This window comes from Pelotomaculum isophthalicicum JI (assembly GCF_029478095.1).
Classification (GTDB): Bacteria; Bacillota; Desulfotomaculia; order Desulfotomaculales; family Pelotomaculaceae; genus Pelotomaculum_D; species Pelotomaculum_D isophthalicicum.
On sequence record NZ_JAKOAV010000054.1, the window covers coordinates 1 to 12,848 of the forward strand.

At 41.4% G+C, this 12,848-nt stretch carries 15 protein-coding genes and 1 pseudogene; 4 read left to right on the plus strand and 12 right to left on the minus strand.

All coding sequences use genetic code 11. The annotated features are described in order from the left end of the window. Positions 1–75: 75 nt before the first annotated feature. The 3 genes and pseudogenes from L7E55_RS16685 to L7E55_RS17830 form a co-directional block, all read right to left on the minus strand. Positions 76–294, minus strand: a complete 219-nt coding sequence (locus L7E55_RS16685) for a hypothetical protein (protein ID WP_277445485.1) — start codon at positions 292–294, stop codon at positions 76–78. Positions 295–336: 42 nt separating this feature from the next. Further along, positions 337–1,104, minus strand: coding sequence for a hydrogenase iron-sulfur subunit (locus tag L7E55_RS16690; protein WP_277445486.1), 768 nt, complete (start codon positions 1,102–1,104; stop codon positions 337–339). 5 nt (positions 1,105–1,109) lie between these two features. After that, a pseudogene (locus L7E55_RS17830) lies at positions 1,110–1,289 on the minus strand (hydrogenase iron-sulfur subunit); the annotation flags it as partial. Between the two features lie 447 nt (positions 1,290–1,736). Between L7E55_RS17830 and L7E55_RS16695 the strand changes: the two are divergent. The 3 genes from L7E55_RS16695 to L7E55_RS16705 all read left to right on the plus strand — a co-directional run bounded on the left by L7E55_RS16695 (position 1,737) and on the right by L7E55_RS16705 (position 4,606). Then, complete coding sequence (locus L7E55_RS16695) at positions 1,737–1,958, plus strand: NifU family protein (RefSeq protein WP_277445487.1); 222 nt, start codon at positions 1,737–1,739, stop codon at positions 1,956–1,958. A 181-nt stretch (positions 1,959–2,139) separates the two neighbouring features. Beyond that, the gene (selB, locus tag L7E55_RS16700) at positions 2,140–4,059 is read left to right on the plus strand and encodes a selenocysteine-specific translation elongation factor (protein ID WP_277445489.1); all 1,920 of its coding nucleotides are present in this window, start codon (positions 2,140–2,142) and stop codon (positions 4,057–4,059) included. 358 nt (positions 4,060–4,417) lie between these two features. After that, complete coding sequence (locus L7E55_RS16705; protein ID WP_277445490.1) at positions 4,418–4,606, plus strand: PHP-associated domain-containing protein; 189 nt, start codon at positions 4,418–4,420, stop codon at positions 4,604–4,606. A gap of 163 nt (positions 4,607–4,769) precedes the next feature. On the opposite strand, the gene L7E55_RS16710 is transcribed toward L7E55_RS16705, so the two are convergent. The 8 genes from L7E55_RS16710 to L7E55_RS16745 all read right to left on the minus strand — a co-directional run bounded on the left by L7E55_RS16710 (position 4,770) and on the right by L7E55_RS16745 (position 11,729). Further along, a complete protein-coding gene (locus tag L7E55_RS16710; protein WP_277445492.1) occupies positions 4,770–5,243 on the minus strand; it encodes an HAD family hydrolase in 474 nt (157 codons plus the stop codon). A gap of 69 nt (positions 5,244–5,312) precedes the next feature. Next, a complete protein-coding gene (locus L7E55_RS16715; protein ID WP_277445493.1) occupies positions 5,313–5,681 on the minus strand; it encodes a NifB/NifX family molybdenum-iron cluster-binding protein in 369 nt (122 codons plus the stop codon). Between the two features lie 77 nt (positions 5,682–5,758). After that, positions 5,759–6,286: a gamma carbonic anhydrase family protein gene (locus L7E55_RS16720; protein WP_277445494.1), complete on the minus strand. Its 528-nt coding sequence runs from the start codon at positions 6,284–6,286 to the stop codon at positions 5,759–5,761. Positions 6,287–6,514: 228 nt separating this feature from the next. Then, on the minus strand, positions 6,515–6,781 hold the full coding sequence (locus L7E55_RS16725) for a hypothetical protein (RefSeq protein ID WP_277445495.1): 267 nt from the start codon (positions 6,779–6,781) through the stop codon (positions 6,515–6,517). A gap of 549 nt (positions 6,782–7,330) precedes the next feature. Continuing rightward, on the minus strand, positions 7,331–8,563 hold the full coding sequence (locus L7E55_RS16730; RefSeq protein ID WP_277445496.1) for a YecA family protein: 1,233 nt from the start codon (positions 8,561–8,563) through the stop codon (positions 7,331–7,333). 88 nt (positions 8,564–8,651) lie between these two features. After that, positions 8,652–8,807 carry a type II toxin-antitoxin system RelE/ParE family toxin gene (locus L7E55_RS16735; RefSeq protein ID WP_277445497.1) on the minus strand — a complete coding sequence of 52 codons (156 nt, stop codon included), beginning with the start codon at positions 8,805–8,807 and terminating at the stop codon, positions 8,652–8,654. Next, the gene (locus tag L7E55_RS16740; RefSeq protein ID WP_277445498.1) at positions 8,800–9,054 is read right to left on the minus strand and encodes a type II toxin-antitoxin system prevent-host-death family antitoxin; all 255 of its coding nucleotides are present in this window, start codon (positions 9,052–9,054) and stop codon (positions 8,800–8,802) included. The genes L7E55_RS16735 and L7E55_RS16740 overlap by 8 nt, the downstream gene beginning before the upstream one ends. 806 nt (positions 9,055–9,860) lie before the next feature. After that, positions 9,861–11,729 (minus strand): heavy metal translocating P-type ATPase, encoded by a 1,869-nt coding sequence (locus L7E55_RS16745; protein ID WP_277445499.1) that lies wholly within the window; start codon positions 11,727–11,729, stop codon positions 9,861–9,863. Positions 11,730–11,894: 165 nt separating this feature from the next. Here L7E55_RS16745 and L7E55_RS16750 point away from each other — a divergent pair, with 165 nt between their 5' ends. Next, positions 11,895–12,461, plus strand: coding sequence for a TetR/AcrR family transcriptional regulator (locus L7E55_RS16750; protein ID WP_338091248.1), 567 nt, complete (start codon positions 11,895–11,897; stop codon positions 12,459–12,461). A 122-nt stretch (positions 12,462–12,583) separates the two neighbouring features. Here L7E55_RS16750 and L7E55_RS16755 read toward each other — a convergent pair. After that, positions 12,584–12,848 (minus strand): hypothetical protein (locus L7E55_RS16755; RefSeq protein ID WP_277445500.1); only part of this gene is annotated, 265 nt, incomplete at its 5' end.

The following is a 12,848-nucleotide window of genomic DNA, read 5'->3' on the forward strand; positions in this document are numbered from 1 at the left end:
ACAATGAATGGCATATGCGGTCCATGTGAGTGGCGTTACATTTCTCACTTGCTTGGCTGATTGGCAAAACAACTCTCACGCCATTGACGGTGAGAATCCCACCGTCAAATTACGTGAGAAGCAACAGGATTCATCATGAGCAGCCAGTTCAAAGACCAGATCATAACTGCCGTCCGGATTTTTGCTCGGCCGCCACTTCTTGAGAATGGTCCCTTCTCGGTCAATGTGGTCTTGCACGGCATTATCACACCAGGTAAAAAATCTTTCCTGCAGGTCATTAAGGTACCCTAACATATTGGATCCTCCCACGTGGTTCGTTTCGTGTTATTACTAACATTACGCGAGAGCATAACACTTCAGGCCTTCATCGTACCTTACGAATCTTTGCCTTGACGAACTATTAAGGTGTCTTGACACTTCAGACGGGGTCAGGCCTAGAACCTTAGCGATCTCTCCGGTTGTAAGGGGGCCTTCCCGCAAGAGTGAGACAATTTGGCTTATTGACAATTTTTCTGCAATTGTTTCTTCAAACAACCTGTTGAACTCGTCACTGGTGAAAAATTTTTGATACTCTTCCTCTGATCTGAAAGGTACTCTCAGTCTCTCCCTTTCCACCAGCCTAATGTAAGGGACTAGATTTGTAACTGCTTCAAGTTTGGACTTTAATGCATTTTCGTCAATTCCTTCACTTTTGCCAAGAGGTCCTAACTTCTCTATCTCCACGCTGAATTCATTCATAATATTGGCAAAACGGATTCCTTCACCGGCAGATACCCATTCAATCCTTAATCTATTGGGATTTATTCCTATGTGCTCCATTAATTTTTTACATAACTGAACCATGCCATATGCATCGTAATTTCCATTAGTAATATAATGACAGTCGTTAAGATGACAACCGCCGACAAACACCCCGTCTGCTCCCTTTGAGAAGGCTCGAAACACATGTTCCATGTCGACTCTGCCGGAGCACATCACCCTAATAAGCTTTATATAAGGGGGGTATTGAAAACGGGAAACTCCAGCAAGGTCAGCGCCTCCGTAACAGCACCAATTGCATATTATACCTAACATCTTTGGTGTAAACTTAAAACCTGTGCTCATTCTTATCACACTCCTGAGGTAGTAATTATTGCGCTTCTAAGATGACAAACACCAATAAACATTCCATAAGTATTTTTTAAGAAAGCTCTGAGTACATATGCCAAATTAACTCCGCCGGCGCACATAATGCGTACAAGTTTTGTGTGTGTCGCATATTGTTGTCTGGAAACTCCAGACAAATCAGCAACACCATATGCTCAATAATCTCGCGTAAAACCTAAGAGCATTGGTTCAAACCTAAATTTTGCACTCATGCTTATCTCACCTCCTCACTCTTCGTGAGCAATTCATCACGTCCCCTATATTCTCATAGCTACTCAATCATATAACTATGATGATAATTCAATAAAAAAAACAAGAAACCTTTATTGGATACATAGAAATATTTTATCGTCATTTAAGATGAAATAAATTATCTTTATTTGGACTTTGTACCGCTGAAGCAACACTACCAGGGGATGACCCATGATCAGCCACATGGCTAATATGTAGTTACGCATCACAAATAAATATTACTTATGATATGTATATAAATCATAAATTTATTTTCTTTGCCATCGATAGTATTTAACTATACAATAAATATTAATATTTGCTTTATTAAGCTACTACACAGGAGGGGGTTATATCCAATGAAAGAAAAGGTACAGGAAGCATTGAATAAAGTCAGACCTTTTCTCCAAAGAGATGGCGGAGATGTTGAGCTTGTTGACGTTACCCCTGAAGGGGTAGTACAAGTTAGGTTAAAGGGAGTCTGTGGAACTTGTCCAGGCGCTACCATGACCCTAAAAAACGGAATAGAGCGAGTTCTTAAACAAGAACTGCCTGAAGTAAAAAGTGTTGTCGCAGTTTAAGGATTTGTTGAATTTGAAGGACCTCCAAACTTGCTGATGCCTACTGCCAGCGTAAAGCCTACTGAAAGAAAAAGCAGGGAATCTGGCCGGCCTCTTTAGAGACACCGTATGAAACAAGGCGGAAGTTGAGGTCGGCAAATGTTTTTTATAGTGGACGGCGACGATAGAAGGTGATCTAAAAATGAAACACCTGATTATCGGGACTGCCGGTCACGTCAACCACGGTAAAACTGCCCTGGTAAAAGCTATGACTGGTGTTGACACTGACCGGTTAAAAGAAGAAAAAGAGCGGGGTATTTCGATCGAGCTTGGTTTTACCGCCCTTAAGCTGCCGGGTGGACCCAAGTACGGCATTGTTGATGTGCCCGGGAATGAGCGCTTTATTAAAAATATGCTGGCCGGAGCCGGCGGCTTTGACCTGGTGCTTCTAGTGGTTGCCGCGGATGAAGGAGTAATGCCCCAGACCCGTGAACATCTGGACATCATCCAGTTGCTTCAAGTGAAAAAAGGTGTTATTGTCCTGACCAAAGCCGACCTGGTGGATGAAGAATGGGTTGATTTAGTAAAGGAAGAAGTGCGGGATTTTTTAAAGGGCACTGTTTTAGAGGATGCTCCTTTGGTAACAGTATCAGCAGTGGCCGGTCAAGGCATAGACAACTTGCTTGAGTTGCTGGAACGTGTGGCGGAAGATACTCCGGCTAAAACCACAGCCGGTCCGCCAAGACTGCCTGTGGACCGGGTGTTTTCCGTCACGGGTTTTGGTACAGTGGTTACCGGGACGCTTGTAGCGGGTGAAATCCGGGTTGGTGATTCAGTGGAAGTACAGCCCCAAGGACTGATCACACGGGTGCGGTCTCTCCAGTCGCATGGAGAAAAAGTTGAATTTGTAGTGGCAGGGCAGCGGGTAGCGGCAAACCTGGCCGGTCTGGAAGTGGAGCAGATCAGCCGTGGAAGTGTGGTAGCTGGTGTAAACAGTCTTAAATCTTCATACCATCTGGACGTGCATTTGTCATTGCTGAAAAGTGCCGCCAAGCCGCTGAAAAACCGGGCACGAGTTCGTTTTTATCTTGGTTCCGGACAAGCCCTGGGCCGGGTTGTGTTACTGGATCGCGAGGAGCTTGAGCCGGGTGCGATGGCTTTTGCTCAGATTGTGATGGAAGATAGGACGGTCGCAGTCAAGGGGAACAGGTTTGTGATCCGCTCTTATTCACCAATGCGGACAATCGGTGGAGGAGTTGTCATTGACCCGGCGCCGGAACGCAGGCACAAACGCTTTCGCAGCGAAGTCCTAAAGGCTCTGGAAACCTGGGAGAGAGGTACGCCGGCTGAGATTTTGGAACAATATTTGCGGGGAAATCCCGTGTTGCCTGAATTGGCGGACGCGGCGGCAGGGACAGGGCTACAAGTTTCTGAGACCGAAGAATTGGCCCAACAGCTTGCCCTGCAGGGTAAGGTTAAAATAGTACCTGGCGACGGCAAAGCTTACCTGATGCTGACCGAAGTCTACCGGCGCATGGCTGGTGAGTTGCAGCAAATGCTGGAATCCTACCACCGCGAGTATCCCCTGCGGGAAGGATATCCTAAAGAAGAACTTCGTTACCGGAAATTCCCTGTCTTGAATAATAAAGCTTTTCAATTTCTGATTGAAACCATGGAAAATGACCAACTGGTCCGTTGCACGGCTCAGGCGGTCGCCAGCCGGTCATTTGTCTCAGAACCAGGTCCGGAAATGAATTTAATAATTGATAAGATTAGGAAGGAATTAGCCGAAGCAAGTTTTCAGCCCCCGGCATGGAGTGAACTGACCGCTGCGGCGGGCTTAAGTAAGAGCGCTGGTTCGGAACTGTTACGGTATCTTTTAAGAACCGGTGAACTAAAAAAAGTCGGTGAAAATCTTTATTTTCTTGATGAAACTCTCAATACGGCCAGCCGGGTAATCGCCGGCTTTTTGCATCAAAAAGGTGAGATGACAATAGGTGAGTTGCGCGATCTTTTGCAGACTAGCCGCAAATATGCCCTGCCCTTGCTTGGATACTTCGACAAGGAACGGATTACCAGGCGGTTAGGTGACAAACGGCTGCCCGGCAAAGCCTTGGGCTGACAAAGGGTAAAAAAATTCCACCTCAACTAGAACTCCCTGCATCATAGATGTCGCTGGGACTCTTCATACGGGGGGAATAAAGATGGTTAAGATGGCTCAAATAATATTATTAAAAAAATGTACGCAGAAAAATATAATTTGACTAAGCTAACTTTTTAGCGCCAACTTTTTGGCCACCCCAAAAGTTACTCGCCTGATAACTCGCGAAGGTGTAGTTTTAAACCAGCTTGGTTCGAACCTTCCTTTACCTTCTCAAATATATCATAATAATATTAAATAAAACAAATAAAACATATTTATAATTATTTGATCTTGTATAAAAATAATTTAGATTTTTGATCTTTCCCTGGAATTGAATGTGGCAGCCCTGGGGGGGAGTGATGCACATGTGATTGAGCAGGTGGGAAAATTCGCCACCTGGGTGCCGGACTGGGTGAAGGATGAAACCGGTTTTATTCAGGTGGTGAAAAAGGGGTTAACTTTACCTGCCGTCTATGAAAACGGATCCTATAAAATTTTCCGAGACAGACTTAATGTACATTTTTAAATGAATGTGGCGTAACTTTTGGGTATCAATTTAAAAATCTACCAAGAAGTAACACCACCATGTGTCGGCATTACTTCTCGGTCAGTGTAACATCAAGATAAGCTATACGTTTTGAAATATTTAATTTTCCAAATGTATCATACAGTTAAATTATTCAGCAATCTTAAGCGCGTAAGGTAGCTATTAGACGTTTAGGGTTCAGTAGCAAATCCAGCGCATCATTAATATTATTTACCACTATGTCTGCTCTTCTTATGGCTTCCGCGCTGCAACCTTCTTTTCCAATAACGGCAATACCCAGAACGGCCTCCTCCAGCATGTGGACATCATTATAACCATTGCCTACGGCTGCCGTATTATCCTTCCCCAGTTTGAGCAAATACTCTTTTTTATCTTGGCCTCCCCGGTTGGCATCCACCCGACTGAATTTAGTTCCTAATTCAGTCGCAACATCAGCTCCCCGGCCTAAGGTATCGGCAGTCAACAGGTGGATGTCAAGTTTATCTTTTAGATTTTTAATTCGCTCTTTTACACCGGGGATTAATTGGCCATCCACTGTCAGAGTGCCATTTACATCAAGCATAAGATGATGAAGCTCCAGAACCAGGTTTCTCCCCGGAAGGGTCAGGTCAATCATCCTTCATTACCTTCCCTTCTTTAACACTGATGTCTCAGCCATTTGTTATTTATCCCCGGTATTTATTTATCACCTATGATGTTCATGATCATGCCCACCGCAAGCATGATTACACCCTATCGAACTGGTTACCAGTTGTCCGCTTGAAAAATCAGAAGCTACTTTTTCGGCATCTCCCGAAGCACCTGTAATAACCTCTAACCCCACTGACTTAAGTGCATTTGCCATAGGGGGTCCCATACCACCGGCAATTATTACCTCTACTCCTTCCATGGTAAACAAATCTGCCAATCCACCATGATTATGCTGGAGATCACTACTTGAAACTATTTGCTTTTCGCCTATTTTACCATCTTCAACGTTAAAAATAACAAATTCTTTGCTGATGCCGAAGTGCTCGTTAATCCTGCCATGGTTATAAGGCATCGCTATTTTCATTACTTCAACCCCTTAATTTTTAATATCGTAGGAAATCTCTAAGGCGTATTGAGTCGTGACATAATAATACCCGAAGGTTAATCTATTTTTTCCATACCTTCTTTTAAATACCGATGGGCTAAATCAACATAAAGTTGCTTAACCCTTGTCCAAAATTCGACGTCTCTGGGTTCAGTGTTTCTAATTATACGGGCCGGATTACCAGCCACAACAACTTTTTCGGGAATACTCTGTTTATTCTTTACTACACATCCCTCGGCGACAATGGCCCAGCAACCCACTATGGCATTGAGACTCAAAATTGAACCCATACCGATTAACGCATAGTCTCCAATTTCATCTGCATGAATTATCGCTCCGTGCCCTAAGGTGACACTTTTGCCGATCCGGCAAGTGCCGCCAGGGGGTGCATGAATAACCGTACCCTCCTCCACAGCGGTGCCAGGACCAATTTCGATAGTCCCGTAATCACCCCTGATGACAGTACCGTGGCCTATATAGCAATTTTCACTAATTCTAACGTCACCGATGACCATAGCCAGCTCACTCACGTAACCTCCCGCACCAACTATTGGCGTTCTACCGGAGAATCGATACAGTGACATATACAGCCTCCAATTTATTAAATAATTCGAACCATTGAGTTATCGTATAAGATATGGAATCTTAAATATACTTACCTGCCGGTCCCAATCACCTCCATGAGCATCTCCTTCCAACCCCCAACCTTCAATTACATTGATTTCATCGACGCTTGTTTTTTCTATACCTTTATCATCACTGACATTAACGGAAAGAATTTTACCTGCGGTAAAGCACCCCCTTATTTTTCACTACCAGCTCTCTTTATCTTCGTCCGGCGGGTGAGTGATGAAGTACTCTCGCTCAAGAAGTTCAGGATACTCCTCCGGTATGGGTACTGTAAGTTTGTAGTCTGTTTCATCGCGAATCAGTTTGCATACCAACTCATAACTGCCGTCAGGATTCTTGCGTGGCCGCCACCGTTTGAGCATGGTTCCTTCGCGTTCAATGTGGTCTTGCACCACATTATCACACCAGTTGAAAAAGCGTTCCCGCAGGTCGTCGATTTGCTCCACCATTATCGGATCCTCCCACGCGGTTCGTTTCGTAGATAAAATCGATAAAAGCCGTTGTCTTAGGACGTTATGGTCATTGTTTCGTAAATATATATACAACATAAAATCTTTTATGTCAATAATATTATAATAATAATATTAAGTAAATTTAAATATTAGCATCTAATCAACCTCAATGCATTCTTATAATTATTTTACAGCTTTATAATGGCCTCACCATACAAGAACGATGTAATTTTTGCTCGGGTTAACCGTTTATAATATTAAACCATATATCTTAAAATACCATGAAACCTATTAGTATATTTCAATACTTAAACATTAACAATCTACAATAGCTGCATGTATTAATGCAACAAACTTATAAATCATATTTATAAATGGATAATTAAGCGTGCGACAAGATTACGACAAATCAATGTTAAATATTGACACTGTTGATATTTAATTATATAAAAAGCCAGGGAACATTTAACATGTTACCCTGACTTTTTATAATTAAATATCTCATTGCCATTGTCTTATAAATTTAGGAAAACACCTATTCCCCTTTTACTTTCCGCAACATTTTTTATATTTTTTGCCGCTGCCGCAGGGGCATGGATCATTGCGGCCTATTTTAGCGCCTGTCCTTATATTATAAATATTTGAATCTGTTTGATTTAACTTAAATGGCTCCGCCGGCATTGGTTTTAAGTGTTTCTTTTCTTCCTGGGAAAGCTCGTTGGGAGTATGACCCTTGAGTATCCACATTCGAGTATGATTGCAAAGTTCCGTCAGCTTGGCGGTCAATTCCCGCACCATATCAAATGAAGGGAACTCCAGCCAGCTTCCCAGATATTCTATCATCCTTGTCGGCATCATATCCAGATTGATCATATCGATTAATTGCAGCATCATCTCATTAATTTCTTCATCAGATAAATCATAGTATTCCAGAAGAAAGCGTATTAATTTGCTCATCGCCGGGGTTCTTTCAATAAAATCAGGCTCGCCGGCTTTTAACAACTGTTGCTTTGTGAATGGATAATAGTGAACACCTGGTCTCATTTTTTGCTCATCAATAATTTTCTTCGCGTCAAAAACCCTATGGTCTTGATAACCATAGGCAGATAACATTATTTGTCCATAATAATCACTTGCGGCAGACAACACACCAATATATCCCACCAGGTCTGCTTCCTGTCCGGTAAGCTGGTTAATCATTTTATTTATACTCAAAGCGCCCATGACACCATAATAATAAAGTAATCCCTGCGTTAGCTTTATCCATTCCGTATTACGCCGCACAATTGATTCAAGTTCATTTCCGTCAATTTCTTTAAAAATATTCATAAGTTCCAAGGGCATGCATAAAATCTTTTGATCATGGTGAACCCCCGGAAAAGCAATACCATATCTTACAAGTGATTCAACTTTAAATATAGGGATACCATTAGCCGTTACACAACCTTTATTCTTTAACATTCTTTTGGCCAAACTATATCTTTCCCGGTCAAAAGTATAGATTATATTCTTAAATTTTGCAGGTATCAAATTAACAAGCTTACAAATCAGCTCTCCTTTTTTCAGTGAACTCAAGTTTTTAAAACCGAGGGTCTGACGAATTTTACTGAGCTCATTTTTTGATAATCTTCTTAAAGCATCAGAGAGATTGCATGGAATATTAATCTCTCTCCACAGCCGCTGTTCCCTTTTTTCTTGTAACTGCCGGCTATAATCTTTCGCCTTTTCCAAGGCTTCTAATAATGCATTCTGTGTTATTTCATCTATTCTACTATCCATAAAACATCACACTTTCTCTTTGCGAAAATTATTTATTGTATAATAAATCGCCAGATCTCAAACTGACGGTGTAGAGTAAAGCTGTGTTCTATTTTTCTTCATCTTCCGGTAAATCGCCGAACAGTATACGCATATTTGAGACCAAATTTACAGCCGCTTGCGGATTACAAAGTTCCTGAGAAATGTAGCTTTTAATTTTTGCCAAATCATCTCTGGCTTCGGGCGAAATTTTTAGCTTATTCATCCTCGATCCCAAGTTCTGCTTCCACTTCCTCGATAGTCATCCATCCCTTTTCTTTTCCGGTCTGCTCTCCCTTGGCAAGCCGCGACATCAGCTTCAGGGAAGCCTTTAATTTTTCATATTCGTTAATATCCAAAATAGCAAATTTCCCTCTGCCATTTTTGGTTAAAAATACTGGTTCGCCTATGGAAACATCTCGCAGGACTTCATTGTAATTCCTTAAATCGGAGATGGGTTTTATTTTGGGCATAATAACAGCTCCTTTCGCTGCTGTTATTATTGTATCCATATTATTCGTAAAATACAACAGCAATATTAAACCCATTGAGTAACAAAACATCTCTACCAGCTTATCTAATTTACTCCTTTTGAATTATCGTGATTATGTACTTCCACCCGGTGCTTATTGCTTCACTGCGCGATTGATCTCCTCAATATACAGTTAAGAAACAGTTCAACTCTCGTATGGACAATTTTTTATCAAATACGAATTAGGAAAAATATTACGTTCTGCCAACTTTCATAAAGAAAAAGGATTTACCTGTCTTCACCTTTTCAAGTTCATTTTTCTACTTGTCTTTAACGGTAAGAACTTCGCCTCCATTTGATATGCATGCTTAAAACAATGAAAAAAGTTCTATACACCTAAAAGAGGAAAGATGACCAAACCAACAACCATTCTCCCACCTGCATCCTACATGTGTTTCCTTTGCAGCTTTACTACGCACTCAACGTGGCCCGAGACACTCAAACTAATGTCTTAAGTCAAAATTTGGTACCATACGTTCAAGGAAACAGGTCAACCGATTTTATGCGTTTTCTAAGGTATGTGGAAACATTTCAACGGTTTTACTGTTCGTGGGAACATATCAACCGCATGTTAACCACTCCTTATCAATACCTATATCAACAATATTATTATATTATGTTCTAATTATAAATCAATTCAATAGTAAGAAAACTTACGATTATAACTAGTTTTAGACGGCATGGTCAACAGAAAGAGCATCCCTTCAATTTTGAGAAAATCGAAAGGATGCTGTCTGAATTCTCTATTTAATCAAACTTCCTATCATATAATAACGCTGCAATCAGTACTACAAATATCGAACCCGCATTATGAACCAATGCACCTGTTGTAGGAGTCAACCATCCCATAAATGACATTAAAATTGCCACGAAATTTATAAATAGTGACAGGGAGATACTGAATTTTATTGTTCGCACTGTCGCATTGGAGAGCCGTTTTAGATACGGAATTTTTGAAATATCATCGCTCATAAGGGCAATATCAGCGGCGTCCACAGCAATATCGCTACCCATGGCTCCCATTGCTACACCTACTGATGCAGTCTTAAGGGCAGGAGCGTCATTCACACCGTCTCCTATCATACAAACAGCTTTGCCTTCCTGTTGCAATTGTACAATGTTCTGCACCTTCTCCTCTGGAAGTAATTCTGCCCGAACAGAGGTAATGCCTACTTGATTTGCAAAATAATCCGCTGTTCTACGGTTGTCACCAGTAAGTAGTACAGTCTGTGTATCCATTTTACCAAGCTCAGCAACCATCTCTTTTGCCGTAGAGCGCAGTACATCGGAGAGACCAACCACACCCACGCAAATCCCGTCTGCAGCCGCCAGAATCGAAGCTTTACCCTGATTACGCAAAGTATCTAGAGTATCACTAACCTGTTTTGGAATATCAATTCCATTTTCTATTAAATATTTCTCGCTGCCGCAGAACAGATTACGACCAGAGACGTTGGCATAAATTCCTTTACCAGCTTCCATACAAAACTCTTTAACATCTTTCAAAACGAGGTTTTTTACTTTGGCATGTGCGACAATTGCCTTTCCTAATGGGTGTTCGCTACGAGATTCTGCCGAAGCAATCAAAGTAAGTAGCTCATTTTCATCCAGTTCTTTCGAGAAAGAGATCATGTCACTAACCTCAAGTTTTCCAAATGTAAGGGTCCCAGTCTTATCAAAAGCAATTGTATCTACCTTGCCCATATTTTCCAGTGCCTCACCGGATTTGATGACAACCCCATGTTTGGTGGCCTGACCGATAGCGGCCATAATGGCAGTGGGCGTAGCCAAAACCAAAGCACAAGGGCAAAAGACAACCAATACGGTAACAGCACGGACGATGTCCTGTGTAACAAAATACGTTACAATGGCAATTAATAATGCTACTGGCACAAGCCAGGTTGCCCATTTATCTGCAATACGCTGAATAGGCGCTTGTTTGTTTTCTGCATCCTGAACCATACGAATCAGCTTTTGCAAAGAGCTATCCTCGCCAACATTAGTCGCTTCCATGTCGATTGCTCCAAAACGGTTGATGGTTCCACAGAAAACATTATCACCGACTTCCTTGTCCACAGGCAATGACTCACCAGTCATGATGGCCTGATCGACAGATGTATTTCCACTGATGATTTTTCCATCAACAGGAATTGCTTCTCCAGGAAGAACTCGCAAAATATAACCCACTTTGATTTCTTTTGCGTTGATCATTTCTTCTTTCCGATTAATAATTCTGCGTCCTTGTTGCGGAGCAAGGCTGATGAGCTCTTTTAGGCCCTTTTTAGATCGTTCTGCGGTTTTATCCTCCAGAACCGCACCAATCGCCATGATAAATGCAACTTCACCAGCGGCGAAAATGTCCCCGATGGCAATAGCCGCGATCATTGCTATCGAAATCAAAAGTGCAGAAGATATCTTGCTCATGCCTTTGTTATAGATGATTCTCCATATTGCAAGATATAAAAGCGGAATCCCGGAGATGATAACCGAAATCCAAGCCGGGTCAGCCGGAACTTCTATTTTCATCAGCATAAGAATCAGGCTTGCAACCAGAAACACGCCGCCTACTATCGTCATAGGTACTCCAGCTAAAAAATCATTAATCTTTTTTACCATATAAAAACCTCCTGTTGCATTATTGGTTAAGCAATGATACAATCTATTTGTTATCGAACATATTGTTCATTATCATTATAAGATTGTTTATTGCGATAAACAATAATCAAAATGGTCACTTTGTCAGTTACCGAACATTTTGATTTAGTTTGTTCAGGAGGATTTATGATGGACAGAAGACAACAAAAAACAAGAGACGCTATTTTCAAGGCATTCAGTACAATTCTTGAAACAAGGCGGTATAGCAATATTACAGTTCAGGAAATCATTGATGGTGCGAACATTGGTCGAAGTACTTTTTATGCTCATTTTGAAACAAAAGACGAGCTTCTCAAAGCAATGTGTACCGATATCTTCAGCCATGTATTTTCAGACGAACTCATGTCAGAAAAGACCCATGACTTTTCAGTTGGTAGCAACGATCTAGAAGCTAAGCTCACACATATCCTTCATCATTTGAAAGATAGCGAAAAGAACATTGTGGGGATTCTATCCTACGAAAGCGGTGAACTCTTCATGAGGTATTTTAAGGAATACCTTACAGAGATGTTCTCCAAATATTTAAAAGAGATAGAAGTGAATGCTCCTCCTGATTTTGTATTGAATCATCTTGTAGGTAGTTTTGCCGAAACAGTAAAGTGGTGGATTGACAACCGTATGAAATATACGCCCGAAGAAGCTGCCCGGTATTATATAGAGGTTAGCTGTGTTAATAGAATTAAAGACCAATAAGATTAAAAAACCACATTCATGAATCACTATAGATTCTCAGATGTGGTTTTTCTATATTGGTTAAATAAATTGACAGCCAATCCATTTCATAATCCTATGTCAATCTCACCCTAGACTTAAACTCAACAGCAATTTATTGAACCCAACCCCTTTTTCGCATTGCAAATAGTATTTTGAAATCTTCTTTGCATTTCTTCCTCTAAATCATTATCGTAGTCCTTAGTGTGCTTATACATTGCATTAATGAAATCATCAAAGTAATGCATATTTCGGCCGCATCCGGACACCCATTCCGGTAGCATCCGGACAGCGTAACGGCAACATCCGGACAGCATAACGGAATTATCCGGACAGCATTTCGGCAACATCCGGACACCTTGTCGAGTT